Genomic DNA, 24896 nt, shown 5'->3' with positions numbered 1-24896 from the left:
CTTGTATCTTTGGCCATTCATGCCGCTGATGAGAAATCCCGGCGCGTGGTGACGTAACTATCCGGCCCCGGGGTCTGCACGGGGCATGTTGCCTGAGGCAACTTTCCATTTGTCTCGAACAGCCACTGTTTATGAACATCCTCCCGACCTCGCGCCGCCAGTTTCTTCAAGCCGGTGGCATCGGCGCACTGAACCTCGCCATCCCAGGACTGGTCGTCGGCAAGGACAAGCTGGATGCCTCGGGCAAAGCGGTGGCTTCGAAGAAGCGCTGCATCTTTCTGCTGCTGTGCGGCGGCCCGAGCCAGCTCGACACCTGGGATCTCAAGCCGGACGCACCGTCCGAGATCCGCGGCCCGTACAAACCCATCCGCACCAAGGTGCCGGGCATGCACTTGAGCGAGCTGCACCCGATGCTGGCGAAGGTGACCGATCAGTTCTGCCTCATCCGCTCGATGACACACCCCGGGCCGATCAACAATCATTTCGACGCAATGCACAACCTGCTCAGCGGGCAGCTGATCGAGCGCGTGAAGCAGGGCGAGCCCGACGGCCTGCCCTATCTCGGCTCCGTGGTGGCCAAGCATCTGCCGAGTGAGGAGAACCTCGTCTCCAACGCCTGGCTCATCAAATGCGTGGGACCGCCGGTCTTCTGCGCACCGAACATCGGCTCCGGCGGGTACCTGGGGTCTGCGCATGCGCCGGTGTTCATCGGCTCCGAGACCAACCACCCCGCGATGCCGAATTTCACGCCGCCGGAGATTTATAACATGGGAGATCCCGAGCGTCTGTGGGAGCGGCGCAAGCTGCTGGCAGACCTGGAATCCAAGCTCCTCGCGGACAATCCGCAGGGCAAGGACTGGAACGAACTCCGCGAGAAAGCCTACGACTCCATGACCCGCCCTGAAGGACGGCAGGCTTTTGATTTGAAGAGTGAGCCGCTGGCCGTGCGCGAACGCTACGGCATGCATCCGCTCGGTCAGAATCTCCTGCTGGCCCGGCGCATGGTCGAGGCAGGCGTGCGCTTCATCACCGTCAATGGCTGGGTCGGTGCCGCTCCCAACGAAAAAGGCGGCGGCCCGCCCAGCTCCAGCTGGGACATGCATGGCGGCAACATGGGCATGGGCAACGCCTTCGGCGGTGGCTCGTATGGCATGAACTTCTGCCTGCCACGCCTCGATCAGGCGCTCTCCGCGCTCCTCACGGATCTCAAGCAGCGCGGCCTGCTCGAAGACACGCTGGTCGTTGCCGTCGGTGAATTCGGACGCACGCCCATCATCCTCACACAGGGACCACCCGGACGCCAGCACTGGCCCAAGTGCTTCTCCGCCATCGTCGCCGGCTGTGGCATTCGCGGCGGCGCGGTTTACGGCGAATCCGACAAGACTGCCTCCGCTCCGGTGAGCGATCCCGTCACCGTGCAGGATCTCCACGCCACCGTGCTTCATGCCCTGGGTGTGCCTTTGAACGATCTCACCATGAACACCGGCCTCTCCCGCCCGCCCTTCTCCACCGGCAAGCCGGTCATGGGACTGTTTGGATAATCGCATGCAGACCGCCGGGCGATGTAATGAGCGCAGAAAAAATCAACGCGTCCCCTGCAAATCGTGGAATTGGGAGCGCTCACGAAAGGTGAAACGCGGAGATTTGGATTTCATACTGCAGCACTATTTGGGATGGCACTCATTCGTAGCGCAGGGCGTCGATCGGGTCGAAGCGCGAGGCCTTCCACGCAGGGTAGTAACCGAACACGATGCCGACGGCGGCGGACACGACCACGGAGGCGATGATGGCTCCCACCGATGTGGCGGTGGGCCAGTGCAGCAGGAGATTCACCAGATAGGAGCAGCCGCGACCCACGAGAATGCCGCCCGCGCCGCCGAGCAGGCATAGCACGACGGCCTCCACCATGAACTGCTGCAGGATGCTTGACGGCTCCGCGCCCACCGCCATGCGCAGGCCGATCTCCCGCGTGCGCTCCGTGACGGAGACCAGCATGATGTTCATGATCCCCACACCGCCGACGACCAGCGATATCATGGCCACAACGAGCAGCAGTTTCGTCATCAGCACGGTGGTGGAACTCATCGCCTTGGTCACTTCCGTCATGTCGTGAACGTTGAAATCATCGGCTTCGTCCGCGCGCAGATGATGGCGCTCGTGCAGCACGGCGCGGATCTGCTGGATGGCTGCGGGAATCTCCGCCGCTGTGCGCGCGGCGGCGATGATTTGATCCACGTTGGTGAAGCGCACCGGCTCCGGCCGGTCGGCTTGTTGGGTGGCGGAAGGCAGTGGATAAAGGCTGAGAGCGGAGCTGGGATAAAGCTGCTTGAGCGTGTTGACCGAGCCGACGCTGGCAGCCGCGCTCTGATTCCCCACCGAGGCCGAGGATCCAACGACGCGGTATTTGATGGTGGTCCACGGCGCGAGCACCACGTCGTCCTGATCCATGCCCATCATGTTGGCGCCTTTGAAGGGAAGCACGCCGACGATCTTGAAAGCGACGTTCTGCAGCCGGATCTCCTGCCCGATTGGCGAGGCACCGCCGAAAAGTTCGCGCACCACCGTCTGGCCGACGAGGCAGACTTTGTTGGCGTTGCGCACATCGCGATCCGTGAAGGCCTCCCCCTCGCTCATCGTCGCCCAGTCACGCACATCAAGGTAGGCGGGGGTGGTGCCATAGATGAACATGGGCACCCAGTTTCGATTGCCATGGACGACCTGCGTGCGTGCGCGCACCGCCGGTGCGACGCCGCCCACGGCGGGACATTCGCGCGCGATGGCCTCGGCATCCTCGGGCGTGAGCGTCATCACGGTGCCCGCTCCAAAACTCACGCCGCCACTCGCGGCGGTGCCGGGCTGTACCAGCAGGTTGTTGGCCCCCATGCTGGCGATGGTGCGCCCGATGGCGATCGTGGAGCCGTTGCCGATCTCCATCATCGCAATCACCGCCGCCACGCCAATGACGATGCCGAGTGTGGTGAGCGAAGCCCGCATGACATTGCGGCGCAAGGCTCGCAGCGCGGTTCTGATGATCTGATAATGTCTCATGGCAAACCTCCTCCTGTGACCTCATTCCCGGCGATCAATCCATCGCGGATGCGAATGGTGCGCTGCGCGTGACCCGCCACGGTTTGATCATGCGTGACCAGGATGATCGTGATCCCTTCGGTGCGGTTGAGCTGCTGAAACATCGTCAGGATGTCCTCGCTGGTGCGTGAATCGAGATTGCCCGTCGGCTCGTCCGCGAGCAGGACCTGCGGCCGGTTGACCAGCGAACGTGCGATGGCCACACGCTGCTGCTGGCCGCCGGACAGCTGCGAAGGCTGATGATCCATGCGGTCCTTCAGGCCGACCTTTTCCAGCAGCGCCGCCGCACGCTCGCGCATCTCGCGGTCGGTGAGATTTTCACGCGCATACGTCAGCGGCATCATCACATTCTCGATGGCAGAGGTGCGCGCGAGAAGGTTGAAAGTCTGAAACACAAAGCCGATGCGTTGGCTGCGCAGGCGAGCGCGTTCGTTGATGGAAAACTTGGACACATCCTTGCCATCAAACCAGTACTCCCCGCTCGTCGGCCGGTCGAGGCAGCCAAGAAGGTTCATCAGCGTGCTTTTGCCCGAGCCGCTGGCGCCCATGAGCGCGACGAGCTCGCCCCGCGCGATCTTCAACGTCACGCCCTTCAAAACGGGCAGATCCACCTCACCCAGATGGTAGGTCTTGCAGACGTTGTTCATTTCGAGCAGTTCCATGGCGGTGGGCGCGGGGTTGCTACTTTATTTGCGCCCCATGCGGGGTGTGAACGGGCTCGCGCCCGCTGCAGCCGCAGCGCTGGCGGCCTCGCGCGTTTGCTGGCCGACGACCACTTCCATCCCTTCCTTCAGTTCGGCACCGGAGACTTCCGTCATCGTGCCGTCTGTGAGTCCCGCGCTGATCTCCAATGGCTTCACAAATTGGCCGTCTGCAATCCAAAGCGTGCCCTGCTGCTGTTGCCCCTCGCTTTCATTACCCGCCTTGCGGGCGGCATGGGCCGCGCTGCGCGCATCAGGGGAAACAAGGCCCGCCTCCGGCCACCAGCGCAGCGCCACGTTTGGCACCATGAGCACATCATTGCGCCGTCCCACTTCAAACTTCACGTTGGCCGTGAGATAGGGCAGCAGCCTGCCGTCGGGATTGTCGGTGTTCACCTCAACCGTGTAAGTCACCACGTTTTGCGTCATCGTTGCGTTGAGTCGAACCTTTCCCACGGTGCCGTGGAATTCCTGACCCGGAAAGGCATCGACGGAAAAAGTCGCCGGGCTGTCCACCACGATGTGACCGATGTCCGCCTCGTTCACCGAGACCCAGACCTGGATGCGCCGCAGATCCTTCGCCAGGAGAAACAAACTTGGCGCGCTCAAACTCGACACCACCGTCTGGCCGATGTTCACACGACGGTCAATGACCACGCCTTTGACAGGCGCCTTGATCGTGCAGTAGGCAAGATTGCGCTGCGCCGCATGCAGCGCGGCCTTCATCTGCGCAACCGCTGCCTGCGCGGCCGCGAGGCTGGCTTTGGCGGTGTCGAGCGTGGCAAGGTATTGATCATACACCGTAGCCGCGACAGACTCGCCGGAAGGAAATTTCCGCACACGGTCCCAGTCCCGCTGCGCCGCGGTGAGCTTGGCCTCCATCTGCAACACATTGGCCTCCGCGCTGTCCAGATTGGCCTGCGCCTGCGCAACGGCATCGCTGTAAAGTGCATCGTCAATCTGGGCCAGCACCGTGCCGGCTTCGACGGGCGAACCGTAGTCCACCTCTTCGCCCTTCGCATCCTTGCCGAAGTTGATGATCTGCCCCGCCACCTGCGCCCCCACATCCACCACTTCCTCCGGCTCCACTGTGCCAGTCGCGCTGATCATTGCGACCAGCGTTCCACGTTTCACCGGCGAAGTCTTCAGCACAGGCTCCGCTGCTGCCGTCGAGTGTACACGCCACCAATAGCCGCCGCCCCCGATGAGTGCCAGCATCAGCAGGGCCATGATCAGTCGTTTGAACCAGCGCATTGTTTTGTCTCCATGGAAAGGTTTGAATTCCATGCCCAAAGCTTCTCGGTCACGGGTGCCGCAGGTGATACGGCGACAGACACAGTGGAGCGCGAAAGCAGTGTCTTTGCTGCGCATGAGTTGCTTTCTTCATGATCTTTCTTTGTCGCAGCAAACTGAAACCCGCAGGGTTAAATTGAGCTATTTGACTTTCTTAAGCAACGCATCCCGGGCCAAAAGAGAGTTCAATCATGACACTTGATGGGTAGATCATCCCCCTGCGGGGGCTAGTATGCTTTCGTTTCAGCGAACTCCTCACCATGAACCTCTTCGTTTCAGATCCCGCCGTTCGGCAGAGGTTGGTCGAGTTTTTAGGAGGCGACTCCCTCGACCACTCCACCGCAGTGTTTCTGACTCATACCGATGGCTGCCCGTATGACCGGCGGGAGCTGCGCCCGCCTGCGGAGCTCGATTGGTTCTTGGAGCGCGACATGGACATCGCGCGCTCCGTGGCAGACTCAGAGTCGCATCTGTTCCATCTCGATGTGGAGTATGTGAATTTCGACTCTCCTGCCGAAGCCTTTGTGGATCCCTGGCGCTGCTTTGAACTCCAGGAACCCGTCGTGCGCGTGATCGAGTCGCTCCTGCTCGAATGGGGCATTCAGCCCCTGCATCTCATCACTGGCCAGGGCCACCATTTTGTGTGGCGCATCCGGCGGAGCTCGGACATTGCCGCCCGCATCACCGCCCTCTGCCCTTCGCCCGAACTCATCGCTCCCTGCATGGAGCGCGTCCCGCCCATCCTCAGCGGTGGCATTGGTCCGGCGGATCAGGCCAGCTTTGCAGCCATCGCCCTGCTCGTCGAATTTGTGGCGCACAGGATCAAGGAGAAGGCCGCCCCCTTGTCCGCACTCCCCGTCGAAATCACCGCCGTTCACGTCGGACCTTGCGCCACAGCGCAGCGTGAAATGATCTCCATCGACATCTCCGAATACGGCGATCCTCTGCACACGCGCACCATTCGCATGCCCTTCACCAATTACCGCAAGCCTTGGATGACGGGCATCGCCAGCAGGCTCAGATTGGAAGATGAACTCCCCGCCATCCGCTCCATCCCGCTGCATGAAATGGATTACCGTCAGGCCATCAAAGTCCGCCAGGTGAAAGAGGACATGCTGGATCTGGCGCAGCGCGCCTGCGTGCGCATCCCCCTTCAGGAGGAGGGCGCTCACCACCTGCTGGAGCACTATCTCGCCTCCCGCCTGCGCCGCTTTCATGAGTTCTACTACTCCACCCAGCATGATCCGAAGGAGCGCTGGCATGAGACCTACGACAAGACGCCCCTCACTGTCCTGCCGCATTGCGTGCGCCACCTGCTGGAGTTTCCCAATGACCTGCTGCTAAAACCGGCGGGCATGCAGCTGGTCACACGCTGCCTGCTGGCCCAGAGCTGGCACCCACGCCACATCGCCGGCTTGATCCGTTCCAAGTTTGAAGATCCATCCCATGGCTGGGGCATCGACTGGAGCGACTACGAGGCAGGCACCCGCGCGGACTTCTACACGCGGCTCTTTGCCTGCCTGCACCTGACCGGCCTTGATCGTCTTGTCGATCTCAACTGCACCTCCACTCGCGAGAAAGGCTTCTGCTTTCCTCCCACTCAGGGCAGTTGCAATCTGGAACCCACAAGGCAGCAGCTCCTCGCCAAACTCACCCCATGATTGACTGGCCCATCGCACTCTCCACCGGCTGTTTCTACCAGCGCAGCATCTTCGATATTTTGAAACCCGTGCATGATGCCGGATTTCGCGAGATCGAAGTCTGCTCGTCTCCCCGCCATCTCGACTTTCACAATGTGGATGATGTCCGTCGTGCTGGCGAACGGATGCGCGGGCTGGGCCTGCATCCAGTCTCCTTTCACGCCCCCTTCGCCGAACGCATCGACATCACATCCTTCAGCAAGCCCGTGCGGGATGCCGCTGTGCATGAACTGCTTCGCGCCTCTGAAGCCGCTGCGCTGCTGGGCTGCACCTACGTCGTCCTTCATCCCGGCCCCGAGCGCGAAGGCCGCCCTCCGGAGGCAGACTTCATCCAGCACATGCACCATGCAGCGGAGTCTCTCAATCTCATCGCTGCACGCTGCTGTGAGCTGGGCGTGCAGCTCCTGCTGGAAAACATGCTGGCCCATTTGCTCTGCGGTCATGTGCGTGACTTGATGTATCTCCTCGGAGAAATCAGCACCTGCAATGTGGGCACCTGCCTGGACACCGGGCACGCTCATCTCGCTCGCGAATTGGGCCTGGTGATCCAGAAGCTCTCAGGCCATCTCAAACTGGTGCACATCAATGACAATCGCGGCGACTGGGATGCTCACCTGCCGCCCGGCGAAGGCACCATCGACTGGCCCTGGGTCATTCAAGATCTGCGCCGCAATCAATTCTTTGGCCCCCTCGTTCTGGAACTTCAGGGATCAGGAAACGAGGCCGTCGAGATCGTCCTGGCACGCGCGGTGCGCGCACGGGAGTTCCTGGAGAAAGCGGGGCACGAACCTCCTCGTTGAGCACCTTGCCCGCTTTCACCGCATCACGCGCCGAGTTCCCGATGAAAGTCCATCATCTCACCGTTGAGGAGGCCTGCCGCAGCTTGCAGAGCAGCGGCATGTTCCTCGAGGAAGAGCTCCGCAAAGCGGTGCAGAGACGTATCCTTGGAACCACCGCATGACACCGAACCAGCAGATCGCCGGCAGCCTCGAAGAGGTCTCCCGCATCCTCGCCGAACAGGGCGCCAACCGCTTCCGCGTGCAGGCCTATGTACATGCGGCTGACGCCCTCCGCACGCTGCAGGAGCCCGTCGCAGATGTGCTCGCTCGTGAAGGTCTGGAAGGCCTGGAAAAGATTCCCGGCGTGGGCGACACCATCGCTCACGTGATCCGGGACATCGTGCTGCACGGCAAGTCGGGCATGCTTGAACGCCTGCGCGGAGAGAGCGATCCCATCGCGCAGCTGGCCTCCGTGCCCGGCATTGGCAAAAACACCGCCTGGAAGCTGCATGAGGAGCTGGGCATTGAAACGCTCCAGGAGCTGGAGGCCGCCGCACATGACGGACGTCTGGAAAAAATCGCAGGCATCGGCATGAAGCGGCTCGCCGGCATCCGCGACACACTCGCGCAGCGTCTGGGCCGCCTGCCAAAGCCACGTTCATTCCATCCGCTCTCCGCCGATCCCTCCATTGCGGAGATTCTGGATGTGGACCGCCAGTACCGGGAGGACGCCCGCGCGGGAAAGATCAGGCTCATCGCCCCGAAACGCTTCAATCCCACGGGCGAAGCCTGGCTGCCCGTGATGCACACCATGCGCGGCCCGCGTCACTACACCGCCCTTTTTTCCAATTCCGCCCACGCCCATGATCTCGGCAAGACCCACGACTGGGTCGTCCTCTTCTATGATGGAGATGGCACCGAACGCCAGTGCACCGTCATCACCTCCACCTTTGGCCCGCTCCAAGGCCGCCGCATCGTCCGTGGCCGCGAGGCTGAGTGCAGCCGCTTCTACGACAGCACCCCAAACTGATTTCCAAATCAAACCGATGCCCCTCCCATATGGACTGCGGTCGCAAAGTGAGGAACGAACGTAGCTACCGCTTTCGACGGACTCGGTGGCGCGCGCATACCACGATATATTCGAACGCGGCAGCCATTAACTCTTCGCCAGCCGCCCGCGCCCACGACACTCATAAACAGCACCTCATCGCAGCCGCCCTCCAAAAGGTGCACAACCTGTGGAGACTTTCGCAACAGACCAGCATCCTCGTCTTGAAGGCCACCGGCCTTCCGTAATATAGAGCGTTTCCCGAAACTCATTCCCATATCAAGCCGATGCAACTTCCCATATGGACTGCGGTCGCGCAGTCAGGAACGAACGCAGCTACCGCTTTCGACGTGCTGGTCGGCTCACGCATACCACGAGATATTCGAACGCGGCAGCCGGTGACTCTTCTCCACCACACTCACCCCACGCCCACCACGCGACACTCATAAGCAGCACCTCATCGCAGCCACACCCCAAAACGCGCACAACCTGTTGAGACCTGCGCAACAGACCAACATCCTCGTCTAGAAGGCCAACGGCCTTCCGTCATATAGAGCGTTTCCCGAAACTCATTCCCATATCAAGCCGATGCAACTTCCCATATGGACTGCGGTCGCGCAGTCAGGAACGAACGCAGCTACCGCTTTCGACGTGCTGGTCGGCTCACGCATACCACGAGATATTCGAACGCGGCAGCCGGTGACTCTTCTCCACCACACTCACCCCACGCCCACCACGCGACACTCATAAGCAGCACCTCATCGCAGCCACACCCCAAAACGCGCACAACCTGTTGAGACCTGCGCAACAGACCAACATCCTCGTCTAGAAGGCCAACGGCCTTCCGTCATATAGAGCGTTTCCCGAAACTCATTCCCATATCAAGCCGATGCAACTTCCCATATGGACTGCGGTCGCGCAGTCAGGAACGAACGCAGCTACCGCTTTCGACGTGCTGGTCGGCTCACGCATACCACGAGATATTCGAACGCGGCAGCCGGTGACTCTTCTCCACCACACTCACCCCACGCCCACCACGCAACACTCATAAACAGCACCTCATCGCTGCCGCCATCCAAAATACGCACAACCTGTGGAGACTCATGCGATAGACCAACATCCTCGTCTTGAAGGCCAACGGCCTTCCGTCATACAGCCCAGGGGTGCCGAGCTTTAGCGAGTGCTCCCCTGGGTTTCACCAGCCAATCCGGAAAGCAAACCCATCCCTCCGCCACACGCCACGGCCACCAGCAGCGTCTGCAACTAGCCCCGCCGCGAGTCCTCCGCATCCACGCACCGCGTCCACTTCCACCATCGCCCCCTTCTTGTCAGCCTATTGCGCAATGGTTCATCAAACACACATCCCCCCACCGAAAATCATTCGTACTAAATAGAACGCGTCACCACCAGCCGGCTCAGCAGTTCGCTGAAGACCTCATCCACCTTCCCGTCAGCAAGAATGGAAATCTTCTCCTCCTCCCGCAGCTCATCCGGCCGCTGATAACCGGCGCTCAATCGCTTGTAGTCTTCGAGGCGCGCATCAGACACGACTTCAGCATCTTCATCACGCTCCTTCAGCCGTTCACACACCACCGTCTCGCTGGCATGCGCTTCGATCCATCTCACGTCGCATCCTTCGGCGTCAGCCACCTGCTTGAGCTCATGGCGCTGTTCCACCTTCGAGAACGTGGCGTCGAGAATGACGCAGCGCCCTTCACGCAGCGTGGCCAGCGCCTGCTCAAACAGCCGTTCATAAGTCTTCTGCGTCATCGCGGGGGCATACAGCGCCGCGCGCTCTTCCGCGCTGCCGCGGTGGTTCAATGGCGTGCCCGCCAGGGTCTTGCGCAGACGGTCCGAAGAATGCACCGGCCACCCTGTCTCCTGCCCCAGCGCTGCCGCGAGTGCTGACTTGCCCGAGGCCACCTTGCCCATGAAAACGAAGACGCAGGGTCTGGAACCTGCCACAACGTATTGCAGTGCCAGCTGGAAGTACCGGCGCGCAAGCTGGAGGCTCGATTGCTTCTCCGCCTCCGCCACAGTCTCCGCATGAGCATGCAGGCTCTCCACCTTGCCGCGCACGCAGGCACGGTAGCATTTGTAAAAATCCATCAGCGCTCGGATGCCGTGGTCATCCAGCAGCACCGCGAAGCGTTCGACGATGTACCGCGCCAGATCGGAGCGGCCGTTGAAATCGAGGTCCATGGCGAGAAACGCGATGTCGCAGGCCACATCAATGCAGCGGAAGTCGGTGTTGAACTCGATGCAGTCGTAGATCCGCACCGCCTCGGGAGAGAGGTGGATGTGATCGAGGTGCAGATCGCCATGGCAGTCGCGGATCCAGCCGTCATGCAGGCGTGATTCAAGCAGCGCGCTCTGCCGCGTGAAGAACTCGCGCGTGTAATGCGCGATGGCATCCAGCGCATGCTGCGAAAGGCTCTGGCCCACGAATCGCGCGGCAGCCTTGAAGTTGTCCTCCGTGCTCTGTCGCAGATGCTCGTTCGCCGTGGTGACCTCTGCGGCCGGCAGCGGAGGCTGGGAGGCGTAGAAGCGGTTAAGCTTTTCCACGATGCGGTCCATCTCCCGCGTGCCCACCTCTTCGGTCTGCATGAGCTGCAGCAAAAAGTAGCGCGGGTCCATCTGCCGCATCTTCACCGCCCACTCGACGACTTCGCCGTAGCCGCCGAAGTGCAGGTGGCCCTCGTGCTCGCAGATGGGCTCGATCCCCAGATAGACGTCATCCGCAAGGCGGCGGTTGAGCGCCAGCTCGTGCTTGCAGTCGGCATGCCGAAGCTCCAGCGTCGAGAAGTCAAGGAAGCCCAGGCTCACCGGCTTCTTGATTTTGTACACGAAGGGCGGTGCGATGAAGACCCAGGACGCATGCGTCTGCAGCAGCGTGACCTGCGGTGGTCGGTGCGGGTAGGATTCGGTGTCAGACAGAAAATCCAGCAGGCGTTGGGTGGCGGCGGAGATCATGAGAGAAAAAAATGTCAGGGCACCAGCACGGCGGCTCCGCTGAGCTGGCCCGCGCGCAGCATGGCCAGCGCTTCGTTCGCGGCTTCCAGCGGAAAGCTCCGTGTCTCCACACGCACCGGGATGCTTCCCGCCAGCGGGAGAAATTCTTCGCCATCACGGCGCGTGAGATTGGCCACGGAGCAGATGCTGCGCTCCTGCCAGAGATCCGCATACGGGAAGGAGGGAATGTCGCTCATGTGAATCCCTCCGCAGACCACCGTGCCGCCTTTGACCAGAGACCGCAGAGCCCCAGGCACCAGCGCACCCACGGGCGCAAAGATGATGGCGGCATCCAGCAGCTCCGGCGGGCGCTCATCGGAGGCACCGGCCCACACGGCGCCGAGACTGCGGGCAAACTTCTGCGCCGCCTCGTCCCCTGCCCGGGTGAAGGCATAAACTTCGCGTCCTTGATGACGTGCGACTTGAATGACGATGTGCGCCGCGGCTCCAAAGCCATAGAGGCCCACCCGCCGCGCAGTGCCGGTCTTCATCAGCGAACGATAACCAATGAGCCCCGCGCAGAGCAGCGGGGCCATGGAGACATCGCTCTCATCTCCAGGCAGCGGGAAGCAGTAGCGCGCATCCGCCACGGTGTGTTCGGCATAGCCGCCATCCAGAGTGTAGCCGGTGAACTTGGCGGCATCACAAAGATTTTCGCGGCCGCTGCAGCAGTAGTCACAGGCACCACAGGTCCAGCCCAGCCAGGGAATCCCCACACGCTGGCCCTTCTGAAATCCCGTCACCCCTTCCCCCATCTCTTCGATGATGCCGACGATCTCATGCCCGGGAATCAGCGGCAGTTTGGGATTCGGCAGCTCACCGTCCAGCACATGGAGATCCGTGCGGCAGACGGCGCACGCGGTGACCTTCACGAGGACTTGTCCAAAAGCGGGCGTAGGCCGGTCCACCTCGCGGCAGACCAGAGGTCCGCCGTTGGATTCGAGGCGCATCGCTTTCATGACTCATGATTTTCTGCGGCGGGCTCCAGTGCGGCCGCCAGCACTTCGTCCACGGTTTCCACCGGCAGGATCTTCAGGCGCTGGCGCACCTCCTCAGGCAGATCAGGCACGTCCTTCTCATTGAGCTTGGGAATGATGATCGTCTTGAGCCCGGCACGCAGCGCGGCGATGGACTTTTCCTTCAAGCCGCCGATGGGCAGCACCAGACCGCGCAGGGTGACCTCTCCCGTCATGCCCACGTCCTTGCTCACAGAGCGGTTGGAAAACAACGAGGCCAGCGCGGTGAACATGGCGATGCCCGCAGACGGCCCGTCCTTCGGCACAGCACCGGCCGGCACATGAACATGCACTTCGTTTTTGTCGAAGCTCTCGGGATCAATGCCGAGCTGCGCAGCCCGGCTGCGCACGAGGCTGAGCGCGGCACGGACGGACTCCTTCATCACATCGCCCAGCTGCCCGGTGAGCGTGAACCCGCCTTTGCCAGGAAAACGAATCGCTTCGATGTGCAGCACCTCGCCACCCGCCGTGGTGTAGGCAAGGCCGGTGACCACGCCGGGCACGCTGGTTTGCAGCTTGCTCTCACGCACAAACGCCGCTGGGCCGAGTGCCTCACGCACGATGCCGGGTGTGACCATGGCCTGGGTAATCTCCTCTTTGGCAACGCTGGCTGCGATATGCCGCGTCACGGACGCGATCTGCCGTTCCAGATTTCTCACACCGGCTTCACGCGTGTAGTCTTCGATCACGCGCTCCAGCGCTTCGTCGCTCCAGGTGCATTGGTCCTCCGTCAGGCCGTGCTCGGAGAGCTGGCGTTTGACGAGGTAGTTCTTCGCGATGCTGAGCTTCTCACGCTCCGTGTAGCCGGAGAGTTCCACGATCTCCATGCGGTCGCGCAACGGTGCGGGAATCGTGTCCAGCGTGTTGCACGTGGCGATGAAGATGATCTGCGAAAGATCAAATGGCACATCGATGTAGCGGTCCGTGAACTCCTGGTTCTGGCGCGGGTCCAGCACCTCCAGCAGCGCGCTGGCGGGATCTCCCCGGAAGTCCGCGCCGAGCTTGTCGATCTCATCCAGCATGAGCACAGGATTGCGCGTGCCCAGCCGCTTGAGCTCCTGAATCAACCGCCCCGGCATGGAGCCGATGTAGGTGCGGCGGTGTCCGCGAATCTCCGTCTCATCCCGCAGGCCACCGAGACTGATGCGCGCAAACTTGCGCCCCAGCGCTTCCGCAATGGACTGCCCCAGACTCGTTTTGCCGACGCCCGGAGGCCCGAGGAAACACAGGATCGGTCCACGGCCCGCAGGGTTGAGTTTGCGCACCGCGAGGTACTCGATCAGGCGCTTCTTCACCTTGCTGAGGCCGTAATGGTCGCGGTCCAGAATCTCCTGCGCTTTGTGCAAATCCACCTTCTCATCGCTGAGCACGTTCCACGGCAGCTCAGCCATCGTTTCAAGATAGTTGACGATCACAGAGTGGTCCGGGCTTTGCGGCGGAATGACCTCCAGCCGCTTGAGTTCGCGGTCGGCCTGCACCTTCGCCTTCTCAGTCAGTCCGGCCTTGTCCAGCCGCTGGCGGATGTCCTCCACCTGCTCTTCACCGCTGCCATCCTCGCCCAGCTCTTTTTGAATGGCGCGCAGCTGCTCGCGCAGATACGCGCGCTTCTGGGCGTCGGAAAATTCACTGCTCACGTTCTCGCGCAGCTTGCTCTGCAGATCGGCGATGTGGAGCTGGTTGTTGAGGTGGACCTCCAGCGCCGCCACCCGGCGGGCCACGTGAGTTTCCTCCAGCAGCTTCTGCTTGGCCTCCGTCTCAATGCTCAGATTGGCCGCCAGGATGTCCGTCAGCGTGCTGGCGTTGTCGATGGTGGCGAACAAGCCTTTGACTTCGTCCGAGATCTCCGGCCGCAGGCTGAGCAGCTTCCCGGCAGACTCGCGGAGATTGCGCACGGCCGCCTCGGCCAGGTCATCTCCCTTGTCAGGCATTACGCTGGCCAGCGTCTCCACCTCCGCCTTCATGAAAGGCTCCTGCTGCGTCACCTGCTTGATGCGCATGCGCTGTTCGCCACGCACCAGAACGACCACCCCGCCGTCCTGGCGGATCATGCGGATCACACGGCCGATGACCCCGTGCTCATAGAGCTGGTCCATGCCGGGACTGTCACTCTCCTTGTCCTTTTGCAGCACCAGCCCCAGCAGCTTGCTCTGCGGCAGGCTTTGTTCCAGCAACTGCAGGCTGGAGGCACGCCCGATGGTCAGAGGCATGATCGTGTCTGGAAAAAGCACCGTGTCTCTGAGCGGCAGGATCGGCAGCACCTCGACCGCGCCCGCCACCGGCGTTGCCGGTTCTCCGCCCGTTGCGGAGACACCCGCGCTCACCGGCTCCGTGATCGCCTCCGCCGTTTTCAATGAGAGATCTTCCATCATGATGCGTCCTCCGCTTGCAGGGGAAGTGTGATCCACAGCCAGCCGTTGTCCTGTCTGGCAACCACACGCTCGGTGTCCACCGCCATGGGAAATTCCAGCACGCGCTCAAAGCTGCCGTCCGGGATCTCCATGACGAGGATGCGGCAGCAGGAGGTGGCATCACAGCCGTTGTCCGGCGCTTGGCGCTGGCCCCGCACAACGAGACGCCGCGGCTCCACCTCCACCTTGATCTCCTGCTTGGCCACTCCCGCCAGATCCACACAAACTTCCAGGTGGTCTTCATGGGCGTACACATTGACATCCGGACGCCACACGGCTTCCGGAGATTGCAGGCCCGCGAACTGCAGGCCCTGCAGCTGGTTGGCCAGTTGGTCCGCCATCGTAAAGAGGCGCGTGAGTCGGATGCTGCGAGGCATGGTGTTGGAGGTGTTCAGGGCGAATCCACGGGCGGTGTTTCTTCCTTGGCCGGGGTGCTTTGACAGCAGAGTTCAAACGCCTTGATCAGGCCCAGCCCCAGCAGCGTGGGAGACACCATCGCAGCACCCAGTGCGGCGATGGGCCTCACCATGCTGCGCGCCGGCAGCAAGGTCAGCACCAAACCCGCTCCCAGGGCGGCTCCCACCGCCTTGGTCGGCTCACGCCGCACATAGTCTTCCGCACGCTCCAGAGTACGATGCAGGCAGAGCTCGGCGGGATGGGGTGTTTCAGAGGTATTCATGGCATGAAATGTTAGGAGTGCACTTCACCGTCCGCCGCGCGCAGACTGGGATTTCGGGCTCGCCTTCAACTGGCGGACACCGCGGTCTTCGCGCAGGTCTTTGGACTGCTTGAAGTTGTTGTCATGCTTGCGCGGCCGTTTGGCGGTCTCGCTGTGATTCGCTCCCAGTTTCCGTGGCAGGGGCTTGGCGGGGGCTTCAGTCGTTGCGTTCGTGGCTGTGGTTTTCGTTTTCATGGCGGTGAACTCTAATGTTATTACGTGCGTGCGGCTGCCCGCGGTTTGGTGATTGCCGGGCGGATCATGTGCAGGCGGGAGCCGTTGCTCCTGGCGGCGGCGCAGGCACCGGCACTGCGGCGGGTGTCGGCGCAGGCGGCACCGCGATCACCGGTATGGGTGCTGCATCAGGAAGATGCGGGCGCGCAGAAGCTTCATGCGCTGCCTTCTCCTTCCTCACCTCAGGCTCGGGCAGCCTGGTGTCCTTGGGCTTCTTGTGGCAGCACGTCAGCGCTGCAAGGCTGAGGATCGCGATGATAATAGCCGTTGTTTTCATGACCTGGTTTCAGGATTTGGATCTGTCATTCCGCAGTTCGTGTCACATGGAACCTGTGCCTGATCGTAAACATCCCCCCTGCAAAACCGCCATGGGAAAGAGCCCCTCCCGCATCTCAGCCGTTTACTGAGCTGCATCAGGGACATCCGGCAATTGCTGCACAGCTCGGCCATGCTCTATCGCTCCTCCTCCAGTTTCACCCACGCCTTCAGCTCGGGGCCACCCCTTGACTGCACCGCAGATCACACCGCCCACCATGACCACACACCCTCTCCACGCCCTGCTGCTGGCACTCATTCTTTGCTTCGGAGGGTCCGCCTGCGCCGGCCGTATGAATGGCAGCGAAAAAATGATGTGGTCCACCTATCCGCTCGCCACGCTGAAAGGCGCAGCCACAGGCTTTGTCATCAATCGCCGCGATCCCAGCGCCCCAGGCGGAAAGGTGCCCGTCGTCTTCACCTCCGTCCACGTGCTGAAAACCATGGGCAAAGGCCCCCTGATCATCGGCTTTCGCATGCCAGACGCAAAAGGCGAGGCCCAAGTGTCCCTTCTCGCATTCTCCCCTCCGGCTCGGGCTGGCAATGAGCCCTTCTACGTCCGCCATCCGCGCTATGATCTCGCCGCCTTCGCCTTGCACTTCCCCCCCGAGATCGCCAGTCGTGCCGACATATCATCCTGCCTCAATGAAAAATCGCTCTCCCACGATGGCACATCACTTCACTCCGGCATCGAGGTCTCCTTCCTCGGTTATCCCGAGGTCCTTCCCGGCACCGACGGCGCCTTCCCCGTTCTGCGCAGCGGCAGGATCGCCTCTTATCCAGTGGGCAAACCTCAGGCCCATGGCCGTTTTTTAATCGACTCAGACGTCTACCCCGGCGACAGCGGCGCACCCGTCTTCATCGCAGGCACCAGCGGCCGTCCCAAACTCGTGGGCATGATCATCCAGCGCGTCAGTCCCGGCACCCGCAATTTCTCGCACCTCGCCATCGCTGTCGATGCAGACGTCATCCGCGAGACGCTCGCACTCGTCGCAGCCGACGAAAACAAAAGCGCCACCGCCGTTCAAAAGCTTCCCGCCAAACCCACCCGCTGAGATTCCTCATCCCCATGCAGACGCTCAAGTCCATCCTCGTCGCAGTGGATTTTTCCACCGGTTCCCGCGCCGCCCTTGATCAGGCATCACGCATCGCACGCCTTCAGGATGCCAGACTGCAGGTGCTGCATGTGGTTGATTCAGCGGCAGTCGCCGCCATGGCCGCCAGTCGTGAGTCCAGCTACGAAAGCCAGGCCCGCACCGCCACTCTCGGCGCTCAGTCCGCGCTCCAGGCCTGGCTCGCTCTCTCAGAAGTGCCCGCCAATGCCGAGCTCACCATCTCCGTTGGCACACCTCTGCATGAAATCCTCGAGCATGTCCGCAGCACCCAGGCAGACCTGCTCGTGGCCGGCATCACAGGTTCGGGCGAAGCCACCGCAGGCGCCGGCTCGGTCTCCAGCAAGCTCGCGCGCAAGTCTCCCTCCCGCGTCCTGCTGGTGCGCTCCCATCACCGGCACGCGTTTCAGAAAATCATCGCCTGCATTGATTTTTCAGAGACCTCCCGGGAGGTCGTGGCGTCCGCCCGCCGGATCGCTTTGAAGGACTCGGCCACCGTGGATTTTTTGCATGTCTGGCGTGAGCCATGGATCGTCACCCCCCATCAGAGCGAAGTCGTGGAGTCCACCTACCCCACCCTCGTTTTCACCTCGGCGGAGAGGCAGGCCTACCTTGAAAATCTGCGCCGCGAACTCCACGATTTCATTGGCACGGCCGCACAGGGCATCACCTCCACGGAGACGCTCCACGAATCCATGAATCATGCCAATGGCATCGTGGCACAGGCACAGGAGCGCACGGCGGACTTGATCATCGTCGGCAGCAAAGGGCGGACAAACCTCCGCTACGTGCTGATGGGATCAACGGCCGAGCGCCTCCTCACCCGCCTCCCCTGCTCTCTTCTCGTGGTCAGGCCATCCCCGGAAAACCCATGATCCCCATGAAAAACATCGTTGTCCTCGTCGATCTCTCGGACCTCACCTTCAAAGTGCTCAAGCAGGCCCACTTCCTCGCGGTCGCGTTCAAGAGCAGAGTCGTCCTCCTGCATGTCGTCCCAAAGGAGCCCGCCATGGTCCAGGTCGGAATGAGCTCGCCCGTCATCCTGCAGGATCCGCCCCCGGAGCGTGTGCACCAGCACCATGACCGCCTCATTGAAATGCGCGACTCCCTCGTCAAATACGGCGTGGATGCAGTCGTGCGGCAGATGGTCGGCGCCAGCGTGGAGTCCGTGCTGGAGGAAACCCGGAAACTCGGCGCCGATCTCATCATCCTCGGCTCCCACCACCATAGCACGATCTACCATCTCCTCGTCGGCAGCATGTCGGACGATGTTTTGAAGCACGCCCATTGTCCCGTTCTGGTGGTGCCGGGAGATGACCCTGCGCAGGAGAAGCGCTGAACCCTCCCTCCCGCCATGGCCTCCGCACCCTCATCCTTGGAGCCCCTCCTGCTGCGCAAGATCCGCAGCACCCTCCTCTCCATCTCACGTCAGGCCGAGCGCGATCTTGAACTCCTGCCCTCGGACGATGTGCAGCGCCGCATTCACACCCTGCGCGTGCGCATGAAAAAGCTCCGTGCCATCCTGCGCCTCCTCAAGCCCGGGCTTCCCCCCGCCACGCTGCACGCCATCCGCCGCCGGCTTCGCATCCTCAAGCAGGCCTTCTCAAGAAACCGCGATCAGCACGTGCTGCAGTCACTCGCCGCCAAATTCCAGGTGAAATGCAGCACCACCTGTCACCTCCCCGCCATCCACTTCCCCGCTCCGCAGAAAGGCAGACGCTCCGCAGACCTCCCCACTCGCACAGAGCTGCTCAGGCTCAAAGCCACCGCCCAGGATCTCACTCACCGCTTGGAGACCCTGACCATCCTCCCCATGGACGGGCAAGACATTGCCAAAGCCTACGTCCGCCGTTATGCCACAGCCCTCCAGGGGTTCCGCCGCAGCAGGAAAAAGCCCACGCCAGAGCATCTGCACCGCTGGCGCTCGCCTGTAAAGGATCACTACCTCCAGTCGCTCCTCCTGCTGCATGACCGCCGTCACCTGAAGCTCTCACGCAGGCTCGGCAGCTGGCTCGGCCAGATGCATGATCTCTCCCTCCTGCACGCGCACTGCCAGCAGCACGCTCCTGTGGCTTGGGTGCGCACCATCCGCCGCCGCATGAAGAACCTGCTCGCCCGCATCTTCCGCAAGGCCCGCCGCCTGTTTGAGCTCAGTCCCTCAAAGCTCTTGCGCCGCGTCACCACATCCCTGCACGCAAGCCTGTCCCGCACCATGGCATGAGCACACTACATGCGACACACACCACCTCAGCCAAAGCATTTCCCCTCCCCGCAAGCCAGAGCCGCATCACCCCTTTCTTCTCTCACCTCACATCAACCCCAACCACCCACTACCATGCTCGCCAAATTTGACATCGAATACGTCATCCACCCCCAGCACAATCAGCGCCTCGACACCCACCGCACGGACGATCCCGTCGAAGCCGAGGACTTCCTCATGAACCTCCTCATCGTCGGCGCCCGCATCCGGAGCATCAAACATGAAGGCATCGCACTCGATCAGCCGCAGTCGGACCGCATGCTGCGCGTCGCCGCAGAGCGTCTCGCCTCGCGCCTGCTTGCCGGTTCCCTCGGTCTGGATGCCGCTCAGGTCAGGCATCGCTTCGGCTTCGCCGCCTGAGGCCTCCTCCACCCTTCCCCTTCCCCCTTTCCATCGCCATGAAACTCCAGTCATTCGCCGCGTTGGTTGCCCTGCTGGGCTTGCCGTCCTGCATGCAGATGGAGCCACCGCATGAGGTGGACTTTGTCACCGAGGTAAAGCCCCTCCTCGAAACGCGCTGCCTGGAGTGCCATCAGCACCACTACGTCTGCGCGGGCTTGAATCTGAAGACTCAAAAGCTCGCCATGAAAGGCGGGCGCAGCGGCCCCGTCATCGTGCCCGGTGCTCCCCATCACAGCCTGCTCTACAAAGTCCTCCTCCTCGGCCATGAGAGCCCCGTGGCCATGCCCCCCACGCCAGAGCGGCTGGAGCACGAGCACTCACGTCTTCTGCATGACTGGATCCGGCAGGGCGCCAAATGGCTGCCCGCTGTCCGGCTCGTCCCCCCGCAGGAATGGAAGAGCACCCCTTCCTGATCCACTCACACCACCCGTCGGCCCCGTCTCTTAGATCATTCTTGCATACCATCTCATCCGTTGGCTGAGACGCGTCGCACCACTACGCTCATTGATCTCCCTCTCTGGGTATGCCTAGTCATGCCCATGAGTTGGAACATGGATGCGTGAGGTAAGAGGTTCCCGCAGGCACGCCGGATTCGGCATTTGTCACCGGTGATCGATTGGCTTTTACAAGGCTTTGTGCTTCTCGTAGCGATCCATATCCATGAAATCCCGAGCCCCAAAGCCCAAGCGGCCTCTGCCCACTGCCAAGCGAGTCCGCAGCCTTCACCCGGCTGCCTCCTTCCCAGTGGTCGGCATCGGGGCCTCCGCAGGCGGGCTGGAGGCCGCCACGGCGCTGCTCAAAGAGCTGCCAGCAAACACCGGCATGAGTTTTATCCTCGTGCAACACCTTGATCCACAGCATGAAAGCGCACTCACCTCGCTGCTCTCACGCGTCACCACCCTCCCGGTCACGGAGGCACGGGACGGCATGCAGGCGCAGCCAGATCACGTCTATGTGATCCCCCCGAACAAGCTCATGGGCATCAAGGATCGCACCCTGCGCCTGCTGCCGCGCGGCAGTGGGCATGACCTCCATGCTTCGGTCGATTACTTTTTTCGTGCTCTGGCGGCGGATCAGGGCGGGCAGGCTTTCGGCATCGTTCTCTCCGGCACCGGCACAGACGGCACCCTCGGGCTGGAGGAAATCAAGGCGGCTGGCGGCATCACCTTCGTGCAGGATGAAGCCTCCGCCAAATATGCCGGCATGCCCTCCAGTGCCAGCGCCAGCGGCTGCGCGGACTACATTCTCTCACCGCAGGAAATTGCCCACGAACTCGTCAGGATTGGCAGCCATCCTCATCTTCGCCCGCTGGCCCTGGATGGCGGGGAAGCGCTGCCCCCGGTCGATGGCGATGCATTCAAACAAATCTGCACCATCCTCCGCGCCCAGTGCGGTGTGGACTTCACCCACTACAAGCCCGCCACTCTCCGGCGGCGCATCAGCCGCCGCATGGTGCTGCTGAAGCAGGACACCATGCGGGAATACGCAGCCTTCCTGCACAACACCCCCGCAGAGGTCTCGGCTTTGTTCCAGGACATCCTCATCTGCGTCACCGGCTTCTTCCGCGACGCCAAGATGTTCGAACTGCTCAAGAAGAAGATCCTTCCCCGGATCCTCAAAAACCGGCAGCCGGATGCCCCCATCCGCTTCTGGGTGGCCGGCTGCTCCACCGGGGAGGAGGCCTACTCCATGGCCATCGTGCTCACTGAAGTCATGGAGAAGGAAGGCATTCGCTGTCCCGTGCAGCTCTTCGGCACGGACATCAATGAAGCCGTTCTCATCCGCGCACGCGCAGGCCTCTATCCGGAGCGCATCAAGGAAGACGTCTCGCCGGAGCGCCTGCGCAAATTCTTTACCAAGTCTGACGGCGGCTACCGCATCAACAAATCCATCCGCGACATCTGCATGTTCGCACGGCAGAATCTGTTTGAGGACCCGCCCTTCTCGCATGTGGATCTCATCTCCTGCCGCAATGTGCTCATCTACTTTGATGTGGCGCTGCAGAAACGCGTGCTGCCCGTGTTTCACTATGCGCTGCGGCCCAGCGGCTTTCTGGTCCTCGGCACTGCGGAGTCCGTCAGCGGCTTTGCCGAGCTCTTCGCCATGGTCGATGCCAAGTTCCGCATCTACGAAAAGAAGTTTTCCCATGTTCGCCACACCGGCCTGCCCACCCGCTTCACCACCATGATCGATCGCAGCGAAGGCACCCGCCACGGCCTCACCCGCACTCCCGTGGAGCCCGCGCTCGGAGATATCCGCAAGCAGGCGGACGCCGTCGTTCTCAGCCAGTTCGCCCCGGCTGGCGTCGTGGTGAACTCCAGCATGGAGATCCTCCAGTTCCGCGGACGCACCGGCCCCTTCCTGGAAAACACCCCCGGAGAAGCCACCCTGAACCTCCTGAAAATGGCGCGCCAGGGACTCGCTGTGGAGCTGCGCCCCCTGCTTGCCAAGGCCACCAGGCAAAAGCGTGAAGTCCAAAAGACCGGCGTGGAGATCCGCCACGAAGGGCGCGTGCTCACGGTGGATGTGAAAGTGCTCCCCTTGCTGATGCCAAATTTCAGCGAGCCTTTCTTTCTCGTCCTCTTTGAAGAGAAGGCCTCCGTCTCAGCCCCCGCCACCAGGAAAGGCAGGGCGCAGCGCACCACCGGGCCCATGCATGAACTCGAGCAGCTGCAGGATGAACTCGCCGCCACCAAGCTCTCCCTCCAGCGCATCATCGAGGAGCAGGACGCCTCCAATGAGGAGCTGCGCGCCGCCAATGAGGAAATCCTTTCCAGCAACGAGGAGCTGCAAAGCACCAACGAGGAAATGGAAACGGCCACCGAGGAGCTCCAGTCCACCAACGAGGAGCTCACCACCCTCAATGACGAGCTCCAGAGCCGGAATCTCGAGCTGCGGGAGCTCAGCGATGACATGCTCAACCTGTTTGGCAGCGTGGACATCCCCATCATCATCCTCAGCTCGGATCTGCGCATCCGCCGTTTCACCCCCAAGGCGGAGAAAGTGCTCAATCTCATTCCAGGTGACATCGGCCGGTCCATCTCCGACTTCAAAATCAAGCTCAAGCTGCCCAGCCTTCCTGAACTCATCGGCGCAGTGCTCGAAACCCTCGCCCTCCATGAGCAGGAGGTGCAGGACCTCGAAGGCCGCTGGCATGTCCTCCGCATCCGCCCCTACAAAACCGCGGACAATCGCATCGACGGCGTCGTGATCACCCTGCTGGACATCGACGCCGTGAAGCGCGCGCTCGCCCAGGCCGAGGCGGAGCGCAGCTATGCCGAAGCCATCGTGGCCACCGTGCGTGAGCCTCTGCTCGTGCTGGATGGCGGCCTGCGTGTGAAGACCGCCAACCGCAGCTTCTACGCCTTCTTCAATGCCAGGCCGGAAACCACGGAGGGCAGGCTCCTCTTTGATCTCGACAACGGCGCCTGGGCCATGCCGGAGTTGCGCTCGTCCTTGGAAAAAGTGCTGGCCGCAAAGACCACGTTTCAGGATCTTCACCTCCAGCACCACTTTTCAGGCCTCGGCAGCCGCACCATGCTGCTCAACGCACGCTGCCTCGATCTTGAAGCCGGCCAGTCTCCCCTGCTTCTGCTGGCCATGGAGGACATCACCGCAAAACCCGAGCCGCCATGAAACGTGCCGCCAGCAAGAAGGCCAAAGCTGCAAAGCCTGCCAAAAAGCAGCCGTCCCAGCCCCGTGCAGCCAAAGCGCGCACACGCATCAAAGCCCTCTTGCGGGAGCAAACTCAGGATCGTGCCGAAGCTGTTAAAACAGCGGAATTAATGACGCAGATGCAGGAGCAGCAGGACCAGCTGGAGCTGCGCAACGAACAGCTCGGAGAGGCCAATGCTGATCTGGAGCTCAGCCGTCACCGCTATGCGGATCTCTACAATCTGGCGCCGGTGGGTTATGTCACCCTCGATGCCAAAGGCTGTATCCGCGAGATCAATCATACCGCCGCAGAACTGCTGGGCTACACCATCACTCACCTGATGGGCCGCCCCATGATGCCATATATGGCACAGCCTGACCGCAAGACCTTCCTCAAACATCTCTGGGAGTGCCGGCGTGCCGGCCACGAACTGTGCGCCACCATGCACCTCGCCACCAAGGACAAAGGCGAGCGCCTGACCGAGTTCACCACCCGGCCCGCACAGGATTTAGAAAGCAAGCCCGGCTGGTGCCGCACCGCCATCATGGATGTCACCGAGCGGCGTGGCATTGAGGCCGCTCTCAGCGCCAGCGAGGCCAAGTTCCGCCTGCTCGCCGAAAACATGGGCGAGGTGTTCTGGTTCATGGAGCTCAACCCTCCCCGGGTGACCTACATCAGCCCGGCCTTTGAGAATATCTGGGGCGTGCCTGCCAAGGAGCTCTATGCGGACTCCAAGGTCTGGATGAAGGCCATCCATGCAGAAGACCTGCCTGCCGTGGGCGCAGCCTTTCAAAGCTGGCTTGCCGGTGAGACCGACACCTATCAAATCGAATACCGCATTCTGGATCGTGAGGGGGAGATTCACTGGATCATGGATCGCGGCATCATCATTGGCCGCAGAGACGGCCGGCCCCGGCAGCTCTGCGGCATCGCCAGTGACGTCACCGAGCAGAAAGTGGCGGAGGAGGAGCTGCGCATGCGCAATGCCGAGCTCTGCTCCAAGAACGACGAACTGGAGCGCTTCAACCGCGCCATGGTGGACCGCGAGCTCCGCATGATCGAGCTAAAACAAGAGATCAACACCCTGCTCCAGCAAGCCGGGCAGCCGCCTCGCTATCGCGTGGAAACCTTGCTCTCGGACCACGTTTGACTCATG

At 62.0% G+C, this 24896-nt stretch carries 22 protein-coding genes; 12 read left to right on the top strand and 10 right to left on the bottom strand.

What is annotated here, in order from left to right:
- The first annotated feature begins 131 nt into the window (after positions 1-131).
- Positions 132-1541: a DUF1501 domain-containing protein gene (locus AC24GY_RS24830; RefSeq protein ID WP_487688460.1), complete on the top strand. Its 1410-nt coding sequence runs from the start codon at positions 132-134 to the stop codon at positions 1539-1541.
- A gap of 139 nt (positions 1542-1680) precedes the next feature.
- On the opposite strand, the gene AC24GY_RS24825 is transcribed toward AC24GY_RS24830, so the two are convergent.
- From AC24GY_RS24825 to AC24GY_RS24815, 3 genes are read right to left on the bottom strand one after another with little or no spacing between them, the layout of a single operon-like run.
- Complete coding sequence (locus tag AC24GY_RS24825) at positions 1681-3048, bottom strand: ABC transporter permease (protein ID WP_487688458.1); 1368 nt, start codon at positions 3046-3048, stop codon at positions 1681-1683.
- Positions 3045-3749 (bottom strand): ABC transporter ATP-binding protein, encoded by a 705-nt coding sequence (locus AC24GY_RS24820; RefSeq protein ID WP_487688456.1) that lies wholly within the window; start codon positions 3747-3749, stop codon positions 3045-3047. Before AC24GY_RS24820 ends, AC24GY_RS24825 begins: the two co-directional genes overlap by 4 nt.
- A gap of 24 nt (positions 3750-3773) precedes the next feature.
- Positions 3774-5075 (bottom strand): efflux RND transporter periplasmic adaptor subunit, encoded by a 1302-nt coding sequence (locus tag AC24GY_RS24815; protein ID WP_487688453.1) that lies wholly within the window; start codon positions 5073-5075, stop codon positions 3774-3776.
- A 266-nt stretch (positions 5076-5341) separates the two neighbouring features.
- Between AC24GY_RS24815 and AC24GY_RS24810 the strand changes: the two genes are divergently transcribed.
- The 3 genes from AC24GY_RS24810 (at position 5342) to AC24GY_RS24800 (ending at position 8590) form a co-directional block, all read left to right on the top strand.
- On the top strand, positions 5342-6742 hold the full coding sequence (locus AC24GY_RS24810) for a hypothetical protein (protein WP_487688451.1): 1401 nt from the start codon (positions 5342-5344) through the stop codon (positions 6740-6742).
- Complete coding sequence (locus AC24GY_RS24805) at positions 6739-7581, top strand: sugar phosphate isomerase/epimerase family protein (RefSeq protein ID WP_487688449.1); 843 nt, start codon at positions 6739-6741, stop codon at positions 7579-7581. The genes AC24GY_RS24810 and AC24GY_RS24805 overlap by 4 nt, the downstream gene beginning before the upstream one ends.
- Before the next feature lie 157 nt (positions 7582-7738).
- Positions 7739-8590 carry a helix-hairpin-helix domain-containing protein gene (locus AC24GY_RS24800; RefSeq protein WP_487688447.1) on the top strand — a complete coding sequence of 284 codons (852 nt, stop codon included), beginning with the start codon at positions 7739-7741 and terminating at the stop codon, positions 8588-8590.
- A gap of 1404 nt (positions 8591-9994) precedes the next feature.
- On the opposite strand, the gene AC24GY_RS24795 is transcribed toward AC24GY_RS24800, so the two are convergent.
- The 7 genes from AC24GY_RS24795 to AC24GY_RS24765 form a co-directional block, all read right to left on the bottom strand.
- The gene (locus AC24GY_RS24795) at positions 9995-11581 is read right to left on the bottom strand and encodes a bifunctional aminoglycoside phosphotransferase/ATP-binding protein (protein WP_487688445.1); all 1587 of its coding nucleotides are present in this window, start codon (positions 11579-11581) and stop codon (positions 9995-9997) included.
- A 14-nt stretch (positions 11582-11595) separates the two neighbouring features.
- Positions 11596-12579 (bottom strand): zinc-dependent alcohol dehydrogenase family protein, encoded by a 984-nt coding sequence (locus AC24GY_RS24790; protein ID WP_487688442.1) that lies wholly within the window; start codon positions 12577-12579, stop codon positions 11596-11598.
- Positions 12576-15005 carry an endopeptidase La gene (gene lon / locus AC24GY_RS24785; protein WP_487688439.1) on the bottom strand — a complete coding sequence of 810 codons (2430 nt, stop codon included), beginning with the start codon at positions 15003-15005 and terminating at the stop codon, positions 12576-12578. The genes AC24GY_RS24790 and lon overlap by 4 nt, the downstream gene beginning before the upstream one ends.
- Positions 15002-15421 carry an Hsp20/alpha crystallin family protein gene (locus AC24GY_RS24780; RefSeq protein WP_422315995.1) on the bottom strand — a complete coding sequence of 140 codons (420 nt, stop codon included), beginning with the start codon at positions 15419-15421 and terminating at the stop codon, positions 15002-15004. Before AC24GY_RS24780 ends, lon begins: the two co-directional genes overlap by 4 nt.
- A 14-nt stretch (positions 15422-15435) precedes the next feature.
- Positions 15436-15723: a hypothetical protein gene (locus AC24GY_RS24775; protein WP_487688437.1), complete on the bottom strand. Its 288-nt coding sequence runs from the start codon at positions 15721-15723 to the stop codon at positions 15436-15438.
- Between the two features lie 24 nt (positions 15724-15747).
- Positions 15748-15957 carry a hypothetical protein gene (locus AC24GY_RS24770; protein ID WP_487688435.1) on the bottom strand — a complete coding sequence of 70 codons (210 nt, stop codon included), beginning with the start codon at positions 15955-15957 and terminating at the stop codon, positions 15748-15750.
- 64 nt (positions 15958-16021) lie between these two features.
- The gene (locus tag AC24GY_RS24765; protein WP_487688433.1) at positions 16022-16273 is read right to left on the bottom strand and encodes a hypothetical protein; all 252 of its coding nucleotides are present in this window, start codon (positions 16271-16273) and stop codon (positions 16022-16024) included.
- Between the two features lie 256 nt (positions 16274-16529).
- On the opposite strand from AC24GY_RS24765, the gene AC24GY_RS24760 reads away from it, so the two are divergent.
- The 8 genes from AC24GY_RS24760 (at position 16530) to AC24GY_RS24725 (ending at position 24890) form a co-directional block, all read left to right on the top strand.
- Complete coding sequence (locus tag AC24GY_RS24760; protein ID WP_487688430.1) at positions 16530-17366, top strand: S1 family peptidase; 837 nt, start codon at positions 16530-16532, stop codon at positions 17364-17366.
- Positions 17367-17380: 14 nt separating this feature from the next.
- Complete coding sequence (locus AC24GY_RS24755; RefSeq protein WP_487688427.1) at positions 17381-18298, top strand: universal stress protein; 918 nt, start codon at positions 17381-17383, stop codon at positions 18296-18298.
- 5 nt (positions 18299-18303) lie between these two features.
- Positions 18304-18762, top strand: coding sequence for a universal stress protein (locus tag AC24GY_RS24750; RefSeq protein ID WP_487688424.1), 459 nt, complete (start codon positions 18304-18306; stop codon positions 18760-18762).
- A 15-nt stretch (positions 18763-18777) separates the two neighbouring features.
- Positions 18778-19644, top strand: a complete 867-nt coding sequence (locus AC24GY_RS24745; protein WP_487688422.1) for a CHAD domain-containing protein — start codon at positions 18778-18780, stop codon at positions 19642-19644.
- Between the two features lie 114 nt (positions 19645-19758).
- A complete protein-coding gene (locus AC24GY_RS24740) occupies positions 19759-20043 on the top strand; it encodes a hypothetical protein (protein WP_487688420.1) in 285 nt (94 codons plus the stop codon).
- A gap of 38 nt (positions 20044-20081) precedes the next feature.
- Positions 20082-20498 carry a c-type cytochrome domain-containing protein gene (locus AC24GY_RS24735; protein ID WP_487688417.1) on the top strand — a complete coding sequence of 139 codons (417 nt, stop codon included), beginning with the start codon at positions 20082-20084 and terminating at the stop codon, positions 20496-20498.
- A 247-nt stretch (positions 20499-20745) separates the two neighbouring features.
- Positions 20746-23721: a chemotaxis protein CheB gene (locus tag AC24GY_RS24730; RefSeq protein WP_487688414.1), complete on the top strand. Its 2976-nt coding sequence runs from the start codon at positions 20746-20748 to the stop codon at positions 23719-23721.
- The gene (locus AC24GY_RS24725) at positions 23718-24890 is read left to right on the top strand and encodes a PAS domain-containing protein (protein ID WP_487688412.1); all 1173 of its coding nucleotides are present in this window, start codon (positions 23718-23720) and stop codon (positions 24888-24890) included. The genes AC24GY_RS24730 and AC24GY_RS24725 overlap by 4 nt, the downstream gene beginning before the upstream one ends.
- Positions 24891-24896: the final 6 nt, after the last annotated feature.

The organism is Prosthecobacter sp. Pr1 (assembly GCF_057652315.1).
The sequence above is the reverse complement of the archived record's forward strand: the minus strand, read 5'-3'. Positions and strand labels throughout refer to the sequence as shown.